Below are 20,739 nucleotides of genomic sequence, written 5' to 3' on the forward strand. Positions count from 1 at the left end.
AAGGTGGGGAATGGCATGCAGCTGTCAGCAGGGTCGTGATTGCCATCCTTGCATATTCGAAGTCGCTGATCGATAGGTGTCGACAACCACTAGCCACGCCCGTCCGCTGTTCCGTATGCTCATTGATGACAAGAACAGGAATCTTCGCCATGAATGAGCATATCGATACGTTGGACCCCGCCATCCTCTGGCGTCATTTCCGCACTCTGTGCAATATCCCGCGCCCGTCCGGGCATGAAGCCGCGCTGGTGGCCTATCTGATCGACTGGGCCGAAGCGCGTGGTCTCGCCCATGATCGCGACGCTTTTGGCAACCTGCGTCTGCGCAAGCCCGCCACGCCCGGCCACGAGAGCGCAGCGGGCATCGTGCTGCAGGGCCATCTCGACATGGTCGCCCAGGCGGCCAGCGACAGTGATCACGACTTCACCCGTGATTCCCTCGACACCTATCTGGAAGATGGCTGGCTCAAGGCGCGCGGCACCACTCTGGGGGCCGACAACGGTCTCGGCGTCGCGGCGGCGCTGGCCGTTCTCGAAGATGACAGCCTCGTGCACGGTCCGCTGGAAGCGCTGTTCACCCTCGAGGAGGAAACCTCGATGGGTGGCGCGCTGAATCTGGCCGAGAACTGGCTGGAAGGGCGCTACCTGCTCAACCTGGATTCGGAAGACCGCGGACAGGTCTATATCGGCTGTGCCGGTGGCGCGGACATCAATGTCGCCCACGAGTTTGCCACCTCGTCCCTGAAGGATGCCGAAGCGGAGCTGGAGCTGACCATCGGCGGCCTGGTCGGCGGCCATTCCGGGCTCGATATCCATCGTGGTCGCGGCAATGCCAATCGCCTGATGTCACGCGCGCTGGTCGCGCTGGCCGAGTTCAAGCCGCGTCTGGTCAGCTGGTCTGGCGGTACGCTGCGCAATGCCCTGCCGCGTGAGGCCACGGTCGGCGTGGTGATCTATGACGAGCGCGTCGCCGCCGCACGCCAGCGCCTCGCGGACTTCGAGGCCCAGATTCGCGACGAGCTGCGCGAGACGGACCCGGATGTCTCGCTCAGCGTGACCCGCGGCAATGCCGAGAATGCGCTGTCCGTCGAGGACACCCAGCGGCTGGTCGCGGTGCTGGATGCCGCGCCCTACGGGGTCGAGCGCATGAGCGCGGCGGTGGAAGGCGTGGTGGAAACCTCCAACAACCTCGGCGTGGTGCAGCTGCGCGAGGGGCGTTTCCATCTCTGCGCGCTGGTGCGCTCACTGCGCGATGATGCCGTGACCATGATGGAGCAACGCATTCGTGGGCTCTTTGCGCTGATCGGCGCGACCACCACAGCCGAGAATGCCTATCCGGGCTGGCAGCCGGCGCCGGATGCGCAGCTGCTGGCGCGCTTCTGCAGCCTGCACGAGCGCGTCACTGGCCGCGTGCCGGAGATCAAGGTCATCCATGCCGGACTCGAGTGCGGCATCCTGGGGGCCAAGTATCCCCAGCTCGAGATGATCTCTTTCGGGCCGCTGATTCGCGGTGCCCACTCGCCCAGCGAGCGGGTCGAGGTCGAGTCGGTCGGTGAATTCTGGCAGGTGCTCAAGGGCCTGATCACGGAACTTGCCGAGCCTGCCAAGGCCGCTTGATCAACTCTCAGGCAAGACTCGTCACGTAGACGAACGACGCCCCCGCAGGTCAGCCTGCGGGGGCGTCGTCATCTCTGGGCGTCGTTATCTCTGGGCATCAGGCGCTGGCGTGGCCTGATGAGAGTGCGCAAGCTCAGTTGATATTGATGCGGATCGCCGGAATGCCGATGCTCACGCCGTTATGGTAGCGGCGGATGCCATGCCGACCGGAGTCATGGTTCTGGTAGTAGTACGGGCGGTAGCGGTCGTGCTCAAGACGCCCATGCTGATGGTAGCGGCGCTTGGGGACATGGCGGCGGATGTCATGGCCAGAATGCTGGCGCGAGTGATGGCGCTCCACGCGCGGTTCGTCGAACATCCTGAGATGGCGGCGCTTGATCGCCTCGTGGCGACTGTGCGGCGTGCTGTGGCGCTCGCTGTGCTGGCCCTGCGCGCGATGGCGATCATCCGCGGCGACCAGCGTCGGCGTGGCGAGCATCAGCGTCAGTCCCAGCAGCAGGGAAGGCAGCAGAGACGTAAGAGATGTGTTCAAGGTAGAGATATGCATGGGGCGGTCTCCCGTATGGTCGGTCAGTCACCCAAGAGGATCCTTGTCGTCAGAATATCGTGTCGCAGCGCCTTTTACGAAAGGCGTTCGCTAATGTCTCCGTGCGTCGCTTGTCGTGTTGTTGTGGAACTGAGTTGTCCAGATTGCGTTGCCTGTGGCGTAAGTGGTTGCTCGCAATGAGGTTCTATAACGCACGGCTGCAGAATGGCCAACGAACCTCGGAGATGAGGGGTTCAGCCAGTGCTGCAAGGACACTTCACTTCTGCCACCAAGGCACCGGATCGCGCCCTTGAGACAACGAAAACGCCCCTGCCGAAGTGGCAGGGGCGTCTGTCTGTTCAAGCTTCAGAGCTTGCGGCTGTCTAGCCTGCGTCTCTCTGGCTTGCGACCTCAGGCGTGCTGATGCTGGTGCTTGCCTTCGGCCAGTTCCTCGAGCAGCTTGGCGTTGAACGCATCGAGATCTGCTGGCTTGCGGCTGGTGACCAGCGCGCTGTCACACACCACTTCGCTGTCCTGCCACTCGGCACCGGCGTTCTTCAGGTCCTGTGCGACGGAGGGGAAGGAGGTCATCTGACGGCCTTCGACGACGCCGGCATCGATCAGGATCCACGGCGCGTGACAGATGGCGGCGACCGGCTTGTGAGCCTGGAAGAAGCTGCGCACGAAGCTCAGTGCGCTCTCGTCCTGACGCAGGGTATCCGGATTGAACAGGCCACCCGGCAGCACCAGGCCGTGATAATCGTGTTCGCTGGCATCGCTGAGCGGGGTGTCGACCTGGTACTTCTCGCCCCAGTCGGTTTCGGCCCAGGCGCGAATGCCGTCTTTCTCCGGCGAGACGATATCTACCTCGACACCCGCCTCCTGCAGTGCGGCGCGCGGCACCGCGAGCTCGGATTCCTCGAAGCCATGGGTCGCGAGAATGGCCACGCGCTTACCTTGCAGTTGTTGACGTGTCTGCTGATCGGTCTGCTGTGTCATGCGAATCTCCTTTCCGTGCTTCGGCTCTTGCGAGCGTGCTGGGCAGAGAAGGGGAGAATTCTGCTCTCGGCGTACGTCACTCACCGCAGTGAGCATCGCTCGATGATGGCAGGCAATTCCCGTCCTTTCGTGCCCTGACACTCAAGACATGGATGCGCGATACTGACTTTCAAGGGGGGGTGACCCCGCTGCGTTTTCACAGGCCATGGAGTGCCCGATGTCGCTGCTTTCTGAATCTTCCGCCGTGATGTGGTTGCTGGTCGGCGTGCTGTTGATGCTGTCGTTGGCCCTGGGGCTGGGCTGGCGGCGAACCCGCGAGCAGCTTCATGCGCTGCAGGAAAGCAGTGAGGAGGAGGAGCAGTCGATACAGCAGACGTGGCAGGCCTCGCTGGACGAGTCGCGTGAGCGCCAGCAACAGGCTGAGCAGCGGGCAGTCTTGATCGAGCAACGTGCCGCACTGGATGGGCAGCAGGCGGAGCAGCAGCAACACTATCTGAGCCAGTCGCTGGAGGAAGCGCGCCAGGCGCGCGATGCGCTGACGGAGCAACTCGCCACGCTGCGCGAATCGCTGCAGGGGCGCCTGGATGAACAGTCACGCGCCCTGAGTGAACAGCAGACGCTGGCACGCAGCCTGACCCGCCAGCAGGAAGTGCTGGAGGCGCAGCTGCTGGAGCGTGAAGAGCGTCTCGAGACACTGACCGAGCGCTACGCCGAGCTGCGCGAGACACATGCCTCGCTGGTGACGCGCCAGCGTCAGGAGGCCAGCCATCACGAGCAGCAGCTGGCATTGCTCAACGACTCGCGCGAGCGCCTGAGTCAGGAATTCGAGCAGCTGGCGGGCAAGGTGTTCGAGGAGCGCCAGCAGCGCTTCACCGCCGCCAGTGGTGCCCAGCTCGAGCAGCTGCTCAAGCCGTTTCGTGAACAGGTCGGCGACTTCCGTCAGCGCCTCGAGCAGCTGCATGGCGAGGAGGTGCGCGAGCGCACCAGCCTCAAGAGTCAGCTCGACCAGCTGGCGGGGCTCAACCGCCAGATCACCGAGGAGGCGGCCAACCTGTCGCGGGCGCTCAAGGGCGACAGCAAGATGCAGGGCAACTGGGGCGAGATGATTCTGGAAACCGTGCTGGAGCGCTCCGGTCTGCGTGATGGCATCGAGTTCAAGCGCGAGGTGTCGTTCACCGGCGAGGGCGGACGCCAGCGTCCGGATGCCATCGTCTACCTGCCGGACAACAAGCACCTGATCATCGATGCCAAGGTCTCGCTGACCGCCTACACCGAGTACGTCAACGCCGAGGAGGACGTGACGCGCGCACGCGCACTGCGCGCGCATCTGACCTCGGTGCGCGGCCATGTCACCGGACTGGCGCGGCGCAACTATCCCGCTATCGAGGGGCTGGGCTCGCCGGACTTCGTGTTCCTGTTCCTGCCGATGGAGCCGGCCTTCGCGCTGGCCTTTGAACACGATGACAGCCTGTTCCAGGATGCCTTCACCCAGGGCGTGGTGATGGTGACGCCGACCACCTTGCTGGCCAGCCTGCGCACCGTGGCGAGTCTGTGGAGTCTGGAGCGCCAGAACGACAATGCACGCGTGATCGGCGAGCGCGCCGGAGCGTTGCTCGACAAGTTCCGCGGTCTCGCCGAATCCCTCGAGGAGCTGGGCACTCAGCTGGGTCGCACGCGCGAGGCGCATGATACCGCCATGAAGCGGCTGGCCAGCGGGCGCGGCAACCTGATCAGCCGTGCCGAGGAGCTGCTGGAACTCGGTGCGCGCATGAAGAAGCCACTGCCGGAAGCGCTGGTGCGCCAGTCGCGTGACACCCTGCATCAACCCGAGCAGGCGCTGGATCAGCCGCCGAAATCCGCGTCGTCGGCGCTTGATCGCCAGCCCGCGCCCGAGCCGCCTGCCAGTGAAGAAGCGGCGGCCAGTGAAGAAGCGGCGGCCAGTGAAGAAGCGGCAGCCAGCGAAGACCAGGATGTCGCCGGAGCGCCGGGCGCCGAAGTACCGGGTACCGGAGCGCCGGGTGCCGAAGTACCGGGTGCCGAAGCACCGGATGCCGAGGCATTGGACACAGAGACACTGGACACCGAGGCAGGGCAGGCGCCTGCGTCGCTCTCGCGCTGGGAGCTCATGGAGCGCAAGTGGCAGGGCGATAGCTGATCGCCCTCATCGCCTGCAGCACTGCAGGCAGTCGTTGCGACTGACGTTACAACAGACGTTGCGACATGCCCTCAGACAGCAGATGACAGTCGACGCAAGCGGCCCCCTATATGGGGCCGCTTGCGTTTGCATGGCGAGGTCAACGCAAGCGCGGGGTATCGTTTCCGCATGCGATGAGGGGAGTGCGGTCAGCGCGATATTGTCGAGTCGCGGCAATAATTTCGATTTTTTCTGCATCCATCTTCCCAAGCCCCCCGTAAGTTGGATTGAGCCCGCAGCGCAGGGGCGAAAGTGATAGATAAATAACGTTTGGCTCATTAAAGAGCATTTTCTCAGGAGATGTGCCCATGTCTACCAAGACGAACAAGTCCGCCAAGACCGCTTTTGCCCTGGCCTCCGCACTCGGAACCGCTGTCGCTCTGTCTACCGCTGTCGTCTCCCTCCCGGCCCACGCGGCGGGTATGGAAAAGTGCTACGGCGTGTCGCTGGCCGGTGAGAATGACTGCGCCGCTGGCCCGGGCACTTCGTGTGCCGGGACTTCCACCGTCGACTATCAGGGCAATGCCTGGAAGCTGGTTCCGGAAGGCACCTGCACCTCCATCGAGACGCCGAATGGCACCGGCAGCCTGGAAGAAATCAAGTAAGCATCACGCCTCGGGGCTGGCTCGGACTTCCCGAGCATCCCCCCGAACTTGACATCCGGTGGCCTGGCGCCACGCCGCCACCGGATGTTCGCCGCCTCGAGAGGTCTTCATGCACCAGCCATCCCCTTCCTCCGGCAGTCCGGATTTCGGTACGGCCTATCCGTCCCTCGACGAGATGGCCGTCGGTATCAGCCTCAAGGCGCAGCATGTGCGTGAGCTGATGTCGTCGCGTCCGGCGCTGGGGTTTCTCGAGATTCATGCCGAGAACTACATGGGCGCCGGCGGGGCACCTCATGCCCGGCTGGATGCGCTGCAGGAGTACCCGCTCTCGATTCATGGTGTCGGCCTGTCGCTGGCATCGGAGCGCCCGCTGGATGCCACGCATCTGGCGCGCCTCAAAACGCTCTGCGAGCGTCACCCGCCCACCAGCGTGTCAGAACACCTGGCCTGGGCCGGCCATAGCGGCCACTTCTACAACGACCTGCTGCCGGTACCGCTGACGGACGCGATGCTGGCACGGGTCAGCGATAACCTGATGCAGTTGCAGGACACCCTGGGCCGTCAGGTATTGATCGAGAATCCCGCCCACTATCTGCGTTTCGATGCACGCGAGCTGGGGGCGGAACTGATTCCCGAGACGCATTTCCTCACTCGCCTGGTCGAGCGCAGTGGCTGTGGATTGCTGATCGACGTCAACAATGTCTTCGTCTCGGCGCACAACATCGGGATCGATCCCGCGGCCTGGCTGGAGTCAATTCCGGGCCACGCCGTCGGGGAAATCCATCTGGCGGGGCATGGCGAGGACTCGCGTGAAGGCCTGCTGATCGACAACCATGGCGCGCCGGTCTGCGATGAGGTCTGGGCGCTGTATGCCGACTTCATCAATCGCATCGGGCCGCGTCCGACGCTGATTGAATGGGACACCCAGGTGCCGGCGCTGGAGGTCTTGCTGGGGCAGACCACGCGCGCTCAGGCGTTGCTGCACAGCACACGGGCGCAGCAGCTGACGCGCTCCGGCATGGAGGGCGGCCAATGACCTCTCTCGAGCGGCATGCCAGCGCTGAGCGCCAGCCCGACTGGCAGCGCGCCTTCATCGAGGCACTTACCCAGCCTGATGCCGCGCTGCCCGGTATCGAGGCAGGCCATCAGCAGCGCTTCGATGTCTATCGCAACAATGTCTGGGCCAGCCTGATCAGTGCGCTGGAAGAGGCCTATCCGGTGACCCGTCAGGTGGTGGGCGAGCGCTTCTTTGCGGCCCTGGCCCACGATCATTCCCGCCAGCATCTGCCGCGCTCACCGCTGATGATGGAGTACGGGGCCGGGCTTGCCGAGACCCTGCATACGACCCTGACCACGTTGGTCGAGGCGCGTCAGGTGTCGGCCGCTCAGCTGCCGTTCTATGCGGTGGACCTGGCCCGCTTCGAGGCCGCTCGTCTGGTGGCCTATCACGCGGCGGACGCCGAAGCCCTGGTGCCGACCCAGCTGGCGGGGTTGCCGCCGGAGGCGGTGATGGAACTCAGGTTCTCGGCGCACCCCGCGGCTTGTCTGCTGCACCTGGAGCATGCGGTGCTCGAGATCTGGCAGCGCCATCAGCATGCCGACGCGACGCTTGAAGGTCTGGATATCGCGCGGCCGGAGCGGATCTTGATCACGCGCCCAGCGCTGGAGGTGCAGGTCACGGTGCTGTGCGAGGCCGCTGCCTTGCTGCTCGAACTGCTGCTGGCGGGGCAGACGCTGGCGGGCGCGGCAGCGCGGCTCGCGGACGCGCACCCCGAGCAGGAGCTGGGGCCGCTGCTGGCCCCCCTGCTGGCAAGTGGTGCCTTCCGCGCGCCGACCTGATCCTGCCTGGTTCTTTTCTGCTCGGCTCTTTTCTGTTTGACCCTTCGCGCCCTGGCGCACCCTTGAGGAGGCCTCATCATGAGCCTTGAATCATCAACGACGCCTGCGGTTCGTACCGGTGTGGCGGGGCAGGTCCTGAAAGTGTTCGTCTGGCTGGAAAGCTTGCGGATGGATGCGCTGTTGATCCTGATGCGCATCATCGTCGGCGCGGTATTCTTCATGTCGGCGCAGACCAAGGTCGACGGCTTCACGATCAAGGACAGCACCTTCTTTCTGTTCGAGCATGAATACGCCTTGCCGCTGGTCTCGCCGATACTGGCCGCCTGGCTGGCGACCATCGCCGAGCACCTGTTTCCGCTGATGCTGTGGCTGGGGCTAGGGACGCGCTTCGCGGCGCTGGGGCTGGCCGTCATGACGCTGACCATCCAGCTGTTCGTCTATCCCCACGCCTGGGTCACTCATGGTCTGTGGCTGTCCAGCCTGCTGGTGCTGGTACTGCAAGGCCCGGGACGCCTGTCGCTCGATCAGCTGATTCGCTCACGCACCGCCTGAGGCCGTCATTCGGCAGAGTCGTTCGGTGAGGCAGAGATCAGTCGCGCACAACGCAAGACGGAGACCCTGGGGTCTCCGTCTTGCGTTGTAGTACCGCGATAGTGCCAGCCATCTATCCGCTGGCTATCGAGGCGCTCAGGCCGGCTCGTCGGCGAGTTGATGCTCGATCTCGGCACGTACCATCTCGACGCTGGCGGCATCGATGTAGCCGTTGGCATGCGCGTGGTGCGCCATGTCGAGGCTATCGGTGCTCAACAGCATCACACAGCCGAGAGCGGCCAGCTCCTCGCCGAGCTGGTCCAGCTCGGCCTTGCGCGAGTCCGAATCGCCTATCTGGCGAATGTAGATCGCGCAGATGCGACCGGGATAGCGGCGCACGACCTCGGCGTAGACTTCCGGGTCATGCTGGCCGCTGTCGCCGATGAGCAGGAACTGCATCTCGTCATACAGGCCGAGCATCTTCTCGATCAGCGCCTGCTTGTGGTCTTCGGAACGTCTGGGCAGCGGGCGTTGCAGGGTCAGCCCCCACTCGCGCAGGAACAGGATCGGCCCGACCGGAATGCGATTGTGCTGGAAGAAGACCTCCAACATCTCGTAGATGCTCCACGGACCTCGCGACACATAGAGCAGCGGACGCTGTTGCTGGCCGTCATCACCCTCATGGAGCGCCTGATAGAGCGCGGCCACGCCGGGGAAGGCGGTGCGGCGCTCGGCGGACTCGATGAACAGGCGGTAAAGCATCTTGAGCTTGTTGGCGACACCGGTGTACATCACGGTGTCGTCGATATCGCTGATCACCCCGAGGCGTGTGCTGATGGGCGGCAGATAGACCTGCGCCTCGCCTTCCACCGGGGGCTGCTTCGGCGGACACGCAGTGATGCGGGCGGTATGCCATTGCCCCTGGTGCTCCAGCGGCTCATCGAGCGGTAGATGCACGCTGAAGTAGCCATCGCGGTCGGTGATGGCGGTGATGCGGTTGTCCCCCAGCGCGACCTCTACCTCGACACCGCTCTTGCCCCAGCGCAGCATGCGGCGGCCGACATCCATCAGGTCGCGCCCGGCGCCGGGAGCCAACTGGCTGCGTGAGCCGGGCTGGCGGAAGATGCGCCCCATCAGAAAGGCTTCGCTATGCGAGCCATAGCCACGATAGGCGTGAATGACATAGCCATCCTTGCCCTGGGCGTGGCGCATGGGCTTGGCAGCTACATGCAGCAGCTTGCGTAGCAGACGTGTCAGCGGCAGTGACATGCAACCCTCCTGGTCGGTATCTGGCGGGCCTTCATGGCCACATGACAACGCCGCCTTCCGAGTCCCGCGTGTGCAGGGTCGAAAGGCGGCGTTCACACTGCGCGAATGCCTCGCGGCCCAGTGTCAGTCAATTACAGCGTCAGACAACAGCATCAGTGATCCGCACTGTCATGTCCTGGCGCTGCATTGGCTTGATCGCTTACTCGCCCAGGTAGGCGGACAGCATCCACACGGTCTTTTCCTGCTCGCGGATGTAGTCACCGACCAGTGAAGCGGTACCTTCATCGTCGGCGTCAGACGCGACGGACATGATCTCGCGCTGCAGTTCGATCAGGGACTTGTAACCGGTCAGCAGGCCCTTGACGCAAGCCGTGCCGTCGCTGACGTGGGTGTCTTCCTTGATGGTGGCGACGCGCGCGTAGTCACTGTAGGCGTGCAGCGGTTCGTGACCCAGGGTCAGGATACGCTCGGCGATCTCATCGACCTTGGTCAGCAAGTCGGTGTAGGTTTCCTCGAACTTCACGTGCAGCTCGAAGAACTGGTTGCCCTTCACGTTCCAGTGGTAACCACGGGCATTCATGTAGAAGGTCTGGTAGTTGGCCAGCAGGATGTTGAGGTGCTCGGCCAGCTGAGTGGCGCTGGCAGTGTGCAAACCGATGGCATTGGTATCGTTGGACATGAAGACTCTCCTGAAAAATGTGAAGTGAACGGCATTGTGGGGAAAGTGGAGATGCAGGTGGCGAGCCGTGCTGCCAGTATGCCACCAGTGTAGAGGCTGGGCGGGATGCAGGGTAACGAATTCACTGTATCGCCCTCATCGGCCACCCCTATCGTCGCCGGCGCACCACCCTCAAGCCGTAGATGAATGCTTGGAAAGAGATGTGGTGCGCGCACGTGGTTTTCAAGGTCGCACACTGATATTGCAGTCAATGTCGTCGACTCGGACATTCTGATATCGGCCACATACGCAAAGGCCCCGCACGGGGCGGGGCCTTTGCGACAGCCATGTCATCAGCTGTCATCACCTCTGCAACGCTCAGGCGTCAGTTGCGCGCCATGTGCAGGAAGTGCATGTGCTTCTCGTACTGGTCCAGCACGTCGCCGATCACCTGCTCCTTGGTGTAACCCATGACGTCATAGGTCTGGCCACCTTCACGCAGGAAGACCTCGGCGCGGTAATGGCGTTCCACGTCGCTGGTGCCCTTGCGCCTGACGTTGCGCAGCGCGAAGGCCGGTGCTGCATATTCGCGCACCCGCACACCGTAGACGAAGTCGACTTCCTCGCCGTGGCTGACCTGCAGATAGCTGCGGTCATCCTCGTCATTGACGCGAGTATCCAGGCCCTGGGCCTCGAATTCCTTCGCGACATCCGCCAGTGCCGGCGTGACGGTGTTGATCAGGTACTGCTCGACGTTCTTCTGGCGCGGCGTCTCGACCAGGGTCTGGACGCGCTTCTGCCAGCTGCGTGCGCCACCGGCGGTGTGGCCCGGCGTGTTGCTCAGGTGCTGCATGGAGCGTTGCTTGACGCCCTCGAGACGCAGTGCCTTGAGCAGGCCGTAGCAGACGAACATCAGAATGATCGCGAACGGCAGGGCAGAGGCCAGCGAGGCGGTCTGCAGAGCACCCAGGCCACCCGCCATCAGCAGCGCTACGGCGACAAAACCTTCGGAGAAGGCCCAGAAGACACGCTGCCAGACCGGAGATTCGTCACCTTCCTTGGAGGTCAGCATGTCGATGACCAGCGAGCCGGAATCCGAGGAGGTGACGAAGAAGGTCACGACCAGCAGAGTGGCCAGCATGGAGGTGATGCTACCGAACGGGAACAGCTCCAGGAACTTGAACAGTGCCACGGACGCGTCGGCGGAGACCGCTTCTGCCAGGTTGCCCGCAGTATCGGTCAGCAGCATGTGCAGGGCGCTGTCGCCGAAGAAGGTCAGCCACAGGAAGGTGAAGCCCATCGGCACGAACAGCACGCCGTAGACGAATTCACGGATGGTGCGGCCACGCGAGACACGCGCGATGAACATGCCCACGAACGGGGACCACGCTATCCACCAGCCCCAGTAGAACAGAGTCCAGCCACCCAGCCACTTGGACGGGCCATCTTCCGGGATATAGGCGAACATGTTGAAGGTCTTGTCGACCACTTCGCTGAGATAGCCACCGATGTTCTGGATCAGCGTCTGCAGCAGGAAGATGGTCGGGCCCACGCACAGCACGAACAGCATCAGCGCCAGTGCCAGACCAAGGTTCAGCTCGGAGAGACGACGGATGCCGCCGTCCAGACCCATGACCACGGAAACGGTCGCCAGACAGGTGATGATGGCGATCAGGATGATCTGGGTGGTCAGGTCGTTGTCGATATCGAACAGGTAATGCAGACCGGAGCTGACCTGCAGCACGCCCAGACCCAGCGAGGTCGCGACCCCGAACATGGTGCCGAATACGGCGAAGATATCGACGGCATGGCCGATCGGGCCATGGATGCGCTTGCCGATCAGCGGATACAGCGCAGAGCTGATGCGCAGCGGCAGGTTGTGGCGGAAGCTGAAGTAGGCCAGCGCCAGCGCCACCACGGCATAGACGCCCCAGGCGTGGATGCCCCAGTGGAAGAAGGTGGTCTTCATGGCTTCACGCGCGGCCTCGACGGTGCCGGCATCGCCAACCGGAGGCGCAGTGAAGTGGAAGACAGGCTCGGCGACGCCGTAGAACATCAGGCCGATGCCCATGCCCGCGGAAAACAGCATCGCGAACCAGGAGCCGTAGCTGAAATCAGGCTCGGAATGGTCTGGCCCCAGCTTGATGTCGCCATAGCTCGAGAAGGCGAGACCCAGCGTGAAGATCACGAACACGCCCATGGCCAGCAGGTAGAACCAGCCGACGGTGTCGATGATCCAGGTCTGGACATGACCGAAGGCGGTCTGCGCGGTATCCGGCATGGCGACCGTAAAGATCACGAACGCCAGAATCACCACGGCGGAGCCGAAGAAGACTGGCGGATTGATCTTGGCGACCGTGGGCTGGTCGGCATTTTCTGACATAAATTTCTCTCCCTGATTGCCTATTCGTCGATAATGGTAACTTATTGAACCTGTAGCGTCGTGAGTTGTCCGCGCGATATCGTTTCCATATGTAACCAGTGTTGCGCGCGCTGACCGGCGGTTTGCGCGCCGAGCGAGCGGCCCTGACAGTGCTGGCGTTGCGTGATCATCGTGCGAAATGGCAATGGCGGTACGGTCTTGGCTTGCATTGTCGGGGGCTGGATACGGTAGGCGCTGGCATGGCTGGGCGCTAAGATGAGGCTTCCTGCATCCAGGGTATCCCGCTGTCTCGATACCATAATTATGCAGAAACCCTACAAGACTTATGTGTCAGTCTAGTGCCTCTGGTGTGTCTCATGGTGTGAAAATCGTGATGTCGCGCCGGCTCAAGTGGCTGACCGGAGACGTTCGCATGCTCCATCGACTTCCCGAATTTTCCGCACGGCCAAGCGTGGCTGACACGTCAGCGCGCTCGCGCCTGTCGCGCATGACACTGCTCGCAATCGGGCTGGTGCTGCTGAGCGGCTGCTCGGCCCTGTCCGGCAAGGACCCGCTGGCCGCGAATGACAGCGCTGGCCTGCCCGAAGCCTGCATCTTCCCGCGTGAGGGCGATGCCAATCAGTGGTTGCGTGCCGCGGCGCAGGTCGTCGAGGCCCGTGGCTACAAGATCCGCGAGAGCGAACAGGCGCTGGGCGTGGTGACGGGTGAGCGCAAGGTGGACCAGCCGGGGCTGGGCGCGATCGATGGGCCCTTCGGCTCGCGCATCGGCTTCTCGGTGGGCTATGGCGTCGCGGCGGGCAATGATTTCGGCGTGGGCGTCGGCAATGACACCTTCCGCGATGACCCGATCAGCTTCGAGCGCATCTCGCTGGTCGCGCCGGATGAGCGCGTGCGCGTGATCCGCGATGAGCAGGTCATCAATCAGGGCGGCTATGTCATCGATGCCCGTCCTCACAATGACAGCGACAGCTGCCGCCAGATCGAGCGTCAGCTGCAGGCCGCGCTGGCGGGTCGTGATCCACGGGAGGTTCGCTGATGAACATGCGCAAGGCATCTCCACGCTCGCTGTGGCAGCGTCTGGGGCTTGCGACGCTGCTCGCCGGCCTGCTGGTGTTGGGTGGCTGCATGAATCAGCCGACCCATGCGCCGGACTCGCGCACCGCGGTGATCGCCCCCAACAGCGGCACCCTGACCTCCCAGCAGGTCTTCGTCACCCTGCTGACGACGCTGGCGGAGCGTGGCTTCATCATCGAGCGGGCAGACCCTGACCTCGAGCGCCTCGATGCCAGCTATGCTGCCCGGCCGCCGCTGGCGCTCGAGGCCTGGGTGAGCGAGGTCAACGGCCAGATTCGTCTCAGCGTGAGCGGTGACAGCAATGGTGCCGATATCGCGCCGGGCCGCCTCGACAACCTGCTGGTGGAGGTCGCCGTGGCTCTGGATGCGCGCACCGTGCCGGTGATCGGCGCGCCGTGACCGCCCCGCGCATGCCAATCCCACGCATGGCAACCCCACGAGGCGGCCCTCGGCGTCGCCTCTCTGGCCTTGCCCACCACTTTGCAGGCGGGCAGTGCCGGAGCCCGGGCGAGCCCGCGCTCGCGCGGTGTGATGGCCCATGACGCTGAGTGCGCTGCGCCGTCGGCGTCTGGCTTGGCTGGCACTCTCGGCCAGTCTGCTGGCCGGGCTGATGGCCTTGTTTGCTCTCTGGCATTGGGAGCTGGCGCGTGGCGAGCGTGATGCTCGCCAGCACGCGGCGACTCGCCTGAATTTCTACGCCAGCACCCTGAATGCCGAGTTATCGCGCTTCCAGTGGCTGCCGGAATTGCTGGCGCGCCAGGCCCGTGTGCGTATCGCCCTTGGCGAGCAGGGCGTTCCGCCTGCGGCAACGCTGCCTATTATCCCCTCAAACGAACGCGACGCTGCCAGTGCTGCCGCTCCCCTCGGTTCGAGCAGTGATCTCAACCAGCATCTGCGGCGTGTCGCGCGTGCCTCCGGCGCGGCGGCCATCTTCCTGACCGACCGTGACGGCATGACCGTGGCCGCGAGCAACTTCGATGAGCCAGATAGCTTCGTCGGCTATCGCTACGACTACCGGCCCTACTTCATCGATGCCCTGGCGCGCGGGCGCGGTGAATTCTTCGCCGTCGGCAATACCACCGGGCGTCCCGGCTATTTTGTCTCGGCGCCGGTACTCGGGGCCGAGGGCGAGCCGCTGGGCGTCATGGTGGTCAAGGTCTCGCTGGAGGCGCTGGAGGATACCTGGCGCCAGGCGGGGGAGACGGTGCTGCTCGCCGATGTCAATCGCATCGTGCTGCTGGCCTCGCGGCGCAACTGGAAATATCGCGCGCTGGAGGCGATCGAGCCGCAGGCGCTGGACAGCATTCGGGCACAGCAGCAGTTTCGCGGGGCGCCGCTGACACCGCTGTCGCGGGAGCTGGAGGACGGCAGCCTGGTGCTGGGCGACAACCACGAACTGGCGGCGTCGGAGATCGCGCGGCTGCCGACGGCGGCGATGGGTCAGCGCTATCTGGATGAGTCGCTGGCCAGCGGGCCGCTGGGTTGGCAACTGCATTTTCTGATGCCGCTGCGGCCACTCTATATCCAGGCGCGCAATGTGGTGCTGGTCGGGCTCGCCGTGATCCTGGGGCTGGCGATGATGGCGCTGTGGATGCGCGAGCGACAGGCGCGCCTGGGGCTGATTCGGCGTGAAGCGGTGATGATGCGCGAGATCAACGAGCGCCTCGAGGAGCGGGTCGCCCAGCGCTCGCGCGAACTCGAGGCCACGCGTGATGAGCTGGTGCAGGCCGGCAAGCTGGCCGCGCTGGGCACCATGGCGGCCGGTATCGCTCATGAGCTCAATCAGCCGCTGGTCGGCATTCGCACCTACGCCGCCAGCGGCGGCAAGCTGCTGGCGCGGGGCATCGCCTCCGCCGCAACGCGCCCCGAGCTGACCGCGCGTGCCGCCGAATCCGCCGCCAGCAACTTCACGCGTATCAGTGAGCTGTCCGAGCGTCTGGCCGACATGATTCGCCAGCTGCGGGTCTTTGTGCGCCCGGCCAGTCAGCAGGCGCCCGTCGCCCTGGCGCTGGCGCCGCGTATCGACTTCGCGCTGGAGCTGCTCGCCGAGCGAGTCACCGCCCTTGACCTGACGGTGGAGCAGGACGCGCTGCCCCGGGACATCATCGTGATGGGCGAACAGGTGCGTCTCGAGCAGTTGCTGACCAACCTGATCCGCAATGCGCTCGATGCGCTGGAAGGGCAGCAGAAAGCACAGCAGGCCGATCAGCAGAGCGACGAGCGCACGGCCCCGCGACTGCGCCTCAGTTGGCAGGCCTGGCCGACAGTGGCCAGCCTCGAGGGGCAGCCTGGTGGATGTCTGCGCATCGAGGACAACGGCCCCGGCATCGACCCTGCGCTGCGTGCCACGCTGTTTGATCCTTTCACCACCACGCGTGAGGTCGGCGAAGGCATGGGGATGGGGCTGTTTCTGAGTTATGGCCTGGCGCGCGATCTGGGTGGCCAGCTGCGTCTGGCCGATGGCGCTTCAGTGTCTGAACCGGCTGAGGGCTCCTCGCTGGCTGAGGGCTCTGCGCTGGGCGGCGCCTGCTTCGAATTGTGGCTACGCACGCCGGCGTCGGAGGCAACGCATGCAGCCGACGGCACCGAACAACAAGGCAGCGGGCAGCAATCCGTGACATGACGGGGTATACGCACGAATGACAGGCTATACGCATGACAGCGATGGCTTCGAGGGCGCAGAGGAGTTTGCCGCCACGGGCCTGGACCCGGCAGAGCTGCGCCTGCAGCAGGACAGTGATCTGACCCGTGAGGCGCCGGTATGGCTGGTGGATGACGACCCGGCGGTGCGCGAATCCCTCGCCCAGTGGCTGGAGCTGGCCGAGATCCATCTGCGCTGTTTCTCGCGCGCCGAGGCGCTGCTGGAAGCCCTGGCCGCCGCCGAGCCGGTCAGCGTGGTGATCAGCGATATCCGCATGCCGGGCATGGATGGCCTGACGCTGTTGGCGCGGCTTGCGCTGCAGGCACCGGAGCTGCCGGTGCTGATGATGACCGGTCACGGCGATGTCGCCACGGCCGTTGCCGCGATGCAGGGCGGCGCGCGCGACTTCATCGAGAAGCCGTTTGACCCCGAAGCGCTGGAGCTCAAGCTGCGTCAGGCGCTGGCGGGGCGGCGCCTGAGTGATGAAAACCAACGCCTGCGCCGCCGCTTGAGCGTGCGCGGCCTCAGTGGTCTGCTGCGGGGCGAGAGCCGTCAGATTCGCCAGCTGCGTGAGCGACTGCTTGAATTGCGCGGGCACCCGGCGCGCGTCTGGATCAGCGGCGAGGCGGGCAGCGGGCGCAGCACTCTGGCGCTGGCACTGGCCGAGCATGCGCCGCCTGCCGAGGCGACGGCCTTATCTGCTGCCATGCCGACGGCGGCGACGGCCTTGCTGGCACGAGTGGAATGCGCGCCCCTGTCGCAAGCCAGGGCAGAGGGCGCGGAGGCTCTGGCGGGCGCGATCGAGGATGCGCTCGCGGCATGTCCTGCGGCCAATACCTTGCTGCTGCATGAGGTGGACCACCTGAGTGGCGCGCAATGGCAGTGGCTGGATGGCTGGATCGCCACGCGTGAGGACGGCGCCCGCCAGGCGCCACGGCTGGTGTGCAGCGCGCAGTGCAGCGTGGGCGACGTGATGGCAAGCGGGCCGCTGACGCGCACTCTGGGGCATGCACTGGCCGAGATCGAACTGACGACACCCGCCCTGCGCGAGCGGCGCGAGGACATCCCGTTGCTGATGGCGCATTTCAGCCGTCAGGCCGCCGAGGTGCATGAGGTGGAGGCGCAACCCTTCGCCAGCGGTGAGCTGGCCGCGTTGATGGCGGCGGACTGGCCGGGCAATCTGTGGCAGCTGCGTCAGGCCGCCAGTCGCCGCGTGGTGCTGGGGGAATCGCCCACGACGCGGCAGTCATCCTCACCGGGCAATGCCTCAGCGGAGCAGGACGCAGGCGAGGCCGGCAATGGGGCGAGCGACGAGGCGCTGGCGAGCAGCGAGGAGCATGGGCTGGCGGCACAGGTGGCGATGTTCGAGTCGACCTTGATTCGCGCCGCCTTGACCCGCGCACGCGGCAACATCGCTCAGGTGCTGGAGGAGCTGGCACTGCCGCGGCGTACGCTCAATCTCAAGATGCACAAATACGGGCTGCGCCGTGAAGACTTTCGTCATGGCCATGATGATTCGGCGAACTGACCGTCACCGCTGCCTGTCGAAGGTGTCCTCGGGCTGCGTCGGGATGTCGCCCGTTTTGTCATGAAGTAACATCCTGCCAATCCCTTCCTGTCGTCCCCGTGACGTTCTGCCGGAGTTTCCCGATGTCTGTTGCTGTTCATCGCCTGGTGGCGGCGCTGTCGTCCGCGCTGGCGCGTTTTCCATCTCGTCACAGCCTGCGTCCCGCGGTCTGGCTGACGCCGTTGCTGATGCTGGGCACCCTGGTGGCCAGTCAGCCCGCCGCCGCGCATCCGCACGGCTGGGTCGATCTGCGGGTGACGCTGCGCCTCGATGACCAGGGGCGGGCCGTCGCGATGCGCCAGTATTGGCTGCTCGACCCCTTCTACAGCCTGACGCTGCGTCAGGAGCTGGCCGCGCTCGAGGACGATACCAGCATGGAGCAGCGCCTCGATGTGCTGGGCAGCGAGATTCTGGCCAATCTGTCGCAGTTCGATTATTACACCCATGTCACGCTGGACGGCGAACCCGTGGCGCTTGGCAAGGCGACGCGCCAGACCACCTGGCTCAAGGGTGAGCGTGTCGCCTTCCAGATGGAGCTGCCGCTGGCCGAGCCGGTGGCGATGGCTGGCCACACCCTCAGTTATCGTATCTACGACCCCACCTATTACATCGAGATTCTGCATGACCCGGATGCCATCGCCGTGCAGCAAGGGCTGGTGGTGAGCGGGCTGGAAGGGCAGGACTCGGCGCTGAGCTGCACGCCGGGCATCACGCCGGCCGACCCGGACCCGTCCAAGGTCGCCGAGGCCTCGATGCTGGATATCAATGCCACCGCACCGATGGATCTCGGCCAGTACTTCGCCGAGGTCGGCAGTGTCAGCTGTGAGGTGGCTGATGAGCAGTGAGCCGAAGGACACCAGCGGGCTTGGCGATATCAAGAGCCTCAAGGGCATGCGCGATGGCCTGCTGAAACCGGCCTCGTCGCGGGGGCGGCGCCTGGCAGGCTGGCTGGCGGTCGGCTGCGGGCTGCTTGTGCTGGGCATGGCGCTCTGGCCAAGCCTGGTGCAGGGCTGGGGCGAGGCGCTGGGGTGGATCTTTGCCGAGCAATCGCGTTTCCAGCGCTCGCTGGGGCGCGCCATGAGTGAGCTTGCCGCGCATCCGGGCACGCCCTGGGCGCTGATCGGGCTGTCCTTCGCCTATGGCGTGCTGCATGCCGCGGGCCCTGGGCATGGCAAGGTCGTGATCAGTACGCTGCTGGTCAGTCAGCCCATCGTTCGACGCCGTGCGCTGTGGTTGTCGTTGCTGGCAGCCTTGCTGCAGGGCGTCAGTGCGCTGGTGCTGGTTGGCCTCGGGGCGGGGCTGCTCGACTGGGCGGGGCGTGATGTGCTCGGGCAGGTCGAGAAGGTCACCCTGCTCAGTCATCTCGGGGTGCTGGTGCTGGGGCTGTTGCTGCTGTGGCGCGCCGCTCGCACGCTATGGCGTGTTGTCAGGGCACAGCCTGTCTCAAGCGTGGGAGCGCCGCAGGCGCCAGCGATGCAGGGGCTGGCGTTCGAGCCGTCGCCTGGCCACGACCACTCACATTCTCACTCTCACGGCCACGCTCATTCACACGGACATGACTGCGGTTGCGGCCATGCGCATGGCGTGACGGCGGAGCAGGCCAGTGGCGACTGGCGCACCATGGGCATGGCGGTGCTGGCGATCGGCCTGCGGCCGTGTTCCGGCGCGATTCTGGTCTTGCTGGCCGCGCTGGCGTTGAACATGGTCGGCAGCGGGGTACTGGCGGTGCTGGCGATGTCATTGGGCACCGCGCTGACGGTGGGTAGCGTGGCGATGGCCACCTTGATCATGAAGGCCAGTGGACGCCTGGTGGCGGCCGGCTCGCGCCTGGGTGGGTCGCACCCGGGCAGCCGCGCGCGTCGTCAGTGGCCGTGGGCGGCGCTGGTCGGTCTGCTCGGCGGCATCATCATCACGGTCTTTGGCGCTTTGCTGGTCGCCAGCAGTCTCAAGGCGCTGGACTCTCCCACCGGTCGCGGTGCTTCGCCGTTTGATCGCTCGGCGCCGGGCACCTCCCTCCAGAGCCCTCTGGGTCCGAGGTCATCAGGGTAGAGCTCAGGCGAGGAGTGAGACCAGCGCCGCCAAGGCAGGCGTGCCGCTTACTAGCTGCTGCTTACTACCAGAAAGATACGACAACGGGGCCCATCGGGCCCCGTTGTCGTAGATGTGAGAGCGCAGATGACAGTGTCTGCGAGAGCGTAGATGTCAGTGTCAGTATCAGTGACAGCGCAGGTGACGCTGTCAGTAGGAATAGCTCGGCAGCTCGGCGATCTTCATGCGCAGGGTGTCGACCAGCACCGTTAGCGCTTCGCTGTCGTGGGGCTCGGCCGTGCCGACGCCCCACACCGGCCCCGGCCAGGCTTCATCATCGCTGCGGCGGGCGATCACGTGCATGTGCAGCTGCGGCACCATGTTGCCCAGTGCGCCGATATTGAGCTTCTCGCCGCCGCTTACCGTCATCAGCAACTCGCCCAGTTGCGTGGTTTCCTGCCACAGCTGCTGCTGGGCGCTGCTGTCCAGCTCGTAGATCTCGCGGATGGCATCGCGGCGCGGAATCAGTACCAGCCACGGATAGCGCGCATCGTTCATCAGACGCACGGTGCACAGCGGCAGGTCGGCCACGAAGTGAGTGTCGGCGTCCAGCTGCGGGTGAAGGCTGAAGGGGGTCATCGTCTCTCCTTGATCGGATGGAGCAGGGCGGGCGTGAGTCGAGGGCAAAGGGTAACCCGAATCGTGGCGGACTCCTTGGCGTGAACGCCCGCGAATGCCCTCAGTGTGACCAGATCGGCAGAATCCTGCCACTTTGCGGATTGCCCGTGCGCGCTGTGAGGGCTGCGCAA

The 20,739-nt window shown here is 64.9% G+C and carries 18 protein-coding genes; 12 read left to right on the plus strand and 6 right to left on the minus strand.

Annotated elements, in window-relative coordinates; translation table 11 throughout:
* The first annotated feature begins 149 nt into the window (after window positions 1-149).
* Window positions 150-1,616: an aminoacyl-histidine dipeptidase gene (locus tag LCW13_RS01295; RefSeq protein ID WP_043333239.1), complete on the plus strand. Its 1,467-nt coding sequence runs from the start codon at window positions 150-152 to the stop codon at window positions 1,614-1,616.
* Window positions 1,617-1,749: 133 nt separating this feature from the next.
* Here LCW13_RS01295 and LCW13_RS01300 read toward each other — a convergent pair whose 3' ends face one another.
* Together LCW13_RS01300 and LCW13_RS01305 are read right to left on the minus strand one after the other, a co-directional pair.
* Window positions 1,750-2,163, minus strand: a complete 414-nt coding sequence (locus LCW13_RS01300; RefSeq protein WP_043333237.1) for a hypothetical protein — start codon at window positions 2,161-2,163, stop codon at window positions 1,750-1,752.
* Window positions 2,164-2,553: 390 nt separating this feature from the next.
* Complete coding sequence (locus LCW13_RS01305; protein ID WP_043333235.1) at window positions 2,554-3,141, minus strand: type 1 glutamine amidotransferase domain-containing protein; 588 nt, start codon at window positions 3,139-3,141, stop codon at window positions 2,554-2,556.
* Between the two features lie 217 nt (window positions 3,142-3,358).
* Here LCW13_RS01305 and rmuC point away from each other — a divergent pair, with 217 nt between their 5' ends.
* The 5 genes from rmuC to LCW13_RS01330 all read left to right on the plus strand — a co-directional run bounded on the left by rmuC (window position 3,359) and on the right by LCW13_RS01330 (window position 8,331).
* Window positions 3,359-5,296 carry a DNA recombination protein RmuC gene (gene rmuC, locus LCW13_RS01310; protein WP_052384494.1) on the plus strand — a complete coding sequence of 646 codons (1,938 nt, stop codon included), beginning with the start codon at window positions 3,359-3,361 and terminating at the stop codon, window positions 5,294-5,296.
* Between the two features lie 347 nt (window positions 5,297-5,643).
* Window positions 5,644-5,940, plus strand: coding sequence for a BufA1 family periplasmic bufferin-type metallophore (locus LCW13_RS01315; RefSeq protein WP_043333233.1), 297 nt, complete (start codon window positions 5,644-5,646; stop codon window positions 5,938-5,940).
* Between the two features lie 109 nt (window positions 5,941-6,049).
* On the plus strand, window positions 6,050-6,976 hold the full coding sequence (bufB, locus tag LCW13_RS01320; protein ID WP_225347488.1) for an MNIO family bufferin maturase: 927 nt from the start codon (window positions 6,050-6,052) through the stop codon (window positions 6,974-6,976).
* A complete protein-coding gene (locus LCW13_RS01325; protein WP_052384493.1) occupies window positions 6,973-7,779 on the plus strand; it encodes an HvfC/BufC N-terminal domain-containing protein in 807 nt (268 codons plus the stop codon). Before bufB ends, LCW13_RS01325 begins: the two co-directional genes overlap by 4 nt.
* A 78-nt stretch (window positions 7,780-7,857) precedes the next feature.
* Entirely contained in the window at window positions 7,858-8,331 is a 474-nt protein-coding gene (locus LCW13_RS01330) for a DoxX family protein (protein WP_043333231.1), read from the plus strand.
* A 135-nt stretch (window positions 8,332-8,466) separates the two neighbouring features.
* Here LCW13_RS01330 and LCW13_RS01335 read toward each other — a convergent pair whose 3' ends face one another.
* From LCW13_RS01335 to LCW13_RS01345, 3 genes are all read right to left on the minus strand, one after another.
* On the minus strand, window positions 8,467-9,579 hold the full coding sequence (locus LCW13_RS01335) for an App1 family protein (protein WP_043333229.1): 1,113 nt from the start codon (window positions 9,577-9,579) through the stop codon (window positions 8,467-8,469).
* A 199-nt stretch (window positions 9,580-9,778) separates the two neighbouring features.
* Window positions 9,779-10,258, minus strand: a complete 480-nt coding sequence (locus tag LCW13_RS01340; RefSeq protein ID WP_043333228.1) for a Dps family protein — start codon at window positions 10,256-10,258, stop codon at window positions 9,779-9,781.
* Window positions 10,259-10,622: 364 nt separating this feature from the next.
* The gene (locus tag LCW13_RS01345; RefSeq protein ID WP_043333226.1) at window positions 10,623-12,620 is read right to left on the minus strand and encodes a BCCT family transporter; all 1,998 of its coding nucleotides are present in this window, start codon (window positions 12,618-12,620) and stop codon (window positions 10,623-10,625) included.
* Between the two features lie 412 nt (window positions 12,621-13,032).
* Between LCW13_RS01345 and LCW13_RS01350 the strand changes: the two genes are divergently transcribed.
* The 6 genes from LCW13_RS01350 to LCW13_RS01375 all read left to right on the plus strand — a co-directional run bounded on the left by LCW13_RS01350 (window position 13,033) and on the right by LCW13_RS01375 (window position 19,951).
* Complete coding sequence (locus LCW13_RS01350; protein WP_043333224.1) at window positions 13,033-13,656, plus strand: hypothetical protein; 624 nt, start codon at window positions 13,033-13,035, stop codon at window positions 13,654-13,656.
* Window positions 13,656-14,093, plus strand: a complete 438-nt coding sequence (locus tag LCW13_RS01355) for a hypothetical protein (protein ID WP_043333222.1) — start codon at window positions 13,656-13,658, stop codon at window positions 14,091-14,093. Before LCW13_RS01350 ends, LCW13_RS01355 begins: the two co-directional genes overlap by 1 nt.
* A 139-nt stretch (window positions 14,094-14,232) precedes the next feature.
* Entirely contained in the window at window positions 14,233-16,317 is a 2,085-nt protein-coding gene (locus LCW13_RS01360) for a sensor histidine kinase (protein WP_052384492.1), read from the plus strand.
* Between the two features lie 16 nt (window positions 16,318-16,333).
* The gene (locus tag LCW13_RS01365) at window positions 16,334-17,863 is read left to right on the plus strand and encodes a sigma-54-dependent transcriptional regulator (RefSeq protein ID WP_084589351.1); all 1,530 of its coding nucleotides are present in this window, start codon (window positions 16,334-16,336) and stop codon (window positions 17,861-17,863) included.
* Between the two features lie 122 nt (window positions 17,864-17,985).
* The gene (locus tag LCW13_RS01370) at window positions 17,986-18,747 is read left to right on the plus strand and encodes a DUF1007 family protein (protein ID WP_084589350.1); all 762 of its coding nucleotides are present in this window, start codon (window positions 17,986-17,988) and stop codon (window positions 18,745-18,747) included.
* A complete protein-coding gene (locus tag LCW13_RS01375; RefSeq protein ID WP_052384491.1) occupies window positions 18,737-19,951 on the plus strand; it encodes a nickel/cobalt transporter in 1,215 nt (404 codons plus the stop codon). Before LCW13_RS01370 ends, LCW13_RS01375 begins: the two co-directional genes overlap by 11 nt.
* 189 nt (window positions 19,952-20,140) lie before the next feature.
* Here the strand turns inward: LCW13_RS01375 and LCW13_RS01380 are convergent, their stop codons facing one another.
* Window positions 20,141-20,569: an HIT domain-containing protein gene (locus LCW13_RS01380; protein WP_043333221.1), complete on the minus strand. Its 429-nt coding sequence runs from the start codon at window positions 20,567-20,569 to the stop codon at window positions 20,141-20,143.
* Window positions 20,570-20,739: the final 170 nt, after the last annotated feature.

This window comes from Cobetia amphilecti (genome assembly GCF_020217465.1).
Lineage (GTDB): Bacteria > Pseudomonadota > Gammaproteobacteria > Pseudomonadales > Halomonadaceae > Cobetia > Cobetia amphilecti.

Bases quoted from the DNA above. Each gene is read 5' to 3' on its own strand.
- LCW13_RS01295 (WP_043333239.1), top strand. From the start codon at position 150: ATGAATGAGCATATCGATACGTTGGACCCCGCCATCCTCTGGCGTCAT.
- LCW13_RS01300 (WP_043333237.1), bottom strand. From the start codon at position 2,163: ATGCATATCTCTACCTTGAACACATCTCTTACGTCTCTGCTGCCTTCC.
- LCW13_RS01305 (WP_043333235.1), bottom strand. From the start codon at position 3,141: ATGACACAGCAGACCGATCAGCAGACACGTCAACAACTGCAAGGTAAG.
- rmuC (WP_052384494.1), top strand. From the start codon at position 3,359: ATGTCGCTGCTTTCTGAATCTTCCGCCGTGATGTGGTTGCTGGTCGGC.
- LCW13_RS01315 (WP_043333233.1), top strand. From the start codon at position 5,644: ATGTCTACCAAGACGAACAAGTCCGCCAAGACCGCTTTTGCCCTGGCC.
- bufB (WP_225347488.1), top strand. From the start codon at position 6,050: ATGCACCAGCCATCCCCTTCCTCCGGCAGTCCGGATTTCGGTACGGCC.
- LCW13_RS01325 (WP_052384493.1), top strand. From the start codon at position 6,973: ATGACCTCTCTCGAGCGGCATGCCAGCGCTGAGCGCCAGCCCGACTGG.
- LCW13_RS01330 (WP_043333231.1), top strand. From the start codon at position 7,858: ATGAGCCTTGAATCATCAACGACGCCTGCGGTTCGTACCGGTGTGGCG.
- LCW13_RS01335 (WP_043333229.1), bottom strand. From the start codon at position 9,579: ATGTCACTGCCGCTGACACGTCTGCTACGCAAGCTGCTGCATGTAGCT.
- LCW13_RS01340 (WP_043333228.1), bottom strand. From the start codon at position 10,258: ATGTCCAACGATACCAATGCCATCGGTTTGCACACTGCCAGCGCCACT.
- LCW13_RS01345 (WP_043333226.1), bottom strand. From the start codon at position 12,620: ATGTCAGAAAATGCCGACCAGCCCACGGTCGCCAAGATCAATCCGCCA.
- LCW13_RS01350 (WP_043333224.1), top strand. From the start codon at position 13,033: ATGCTCCATCGACTTCCCGAATTTTCCGCACGGCCAAGCGTGGCTGAC.
- LCW13_RS01355 (WP_043333222.1), top strand. From the start codon at position 13,656: ATGAACATGCGCAAGGCATCTCCACGCTCGCTGTGGCAGCGTCTGGGG.
- LCW13_RS01360 (WP_052384492.1), top strand. From the start codon at position 14,233: ATGACGCTGAGTGCGCTGCGCCGTCGGCGTCTGGCTTGGCTGGCACTC.
- LCW13_RS01365 (WP_084589351.1), top strand. From the start codon at position 16,334: ATGACAGGCTATACGCATGACAGCGATGGCTTCGAGGGCGCAGAGGAG.
- LCW13_RS01370 (WP_084589350.1), top strand. From the start codon at position 17,986: ATGTCTGTTGCTGTTCATCGCCTGGTGGCGGCGCTGTCGTCCGCGCTG.
- LCW13_RS01375 (WP_052384491.1), top strand. From the start codon at position 18,737: ATGAGCAGTGAGCCGAAGGACACCAGCGGGCTTGGCGATATCAAGAGC.
- LCW13_RS01380 (WP_043333221.1), bottom strand. From the start codon at position 20,569: ATGACCCCCTTCAGCCTTCACCCGCAGCTGGACGCCGACACTCACTTC.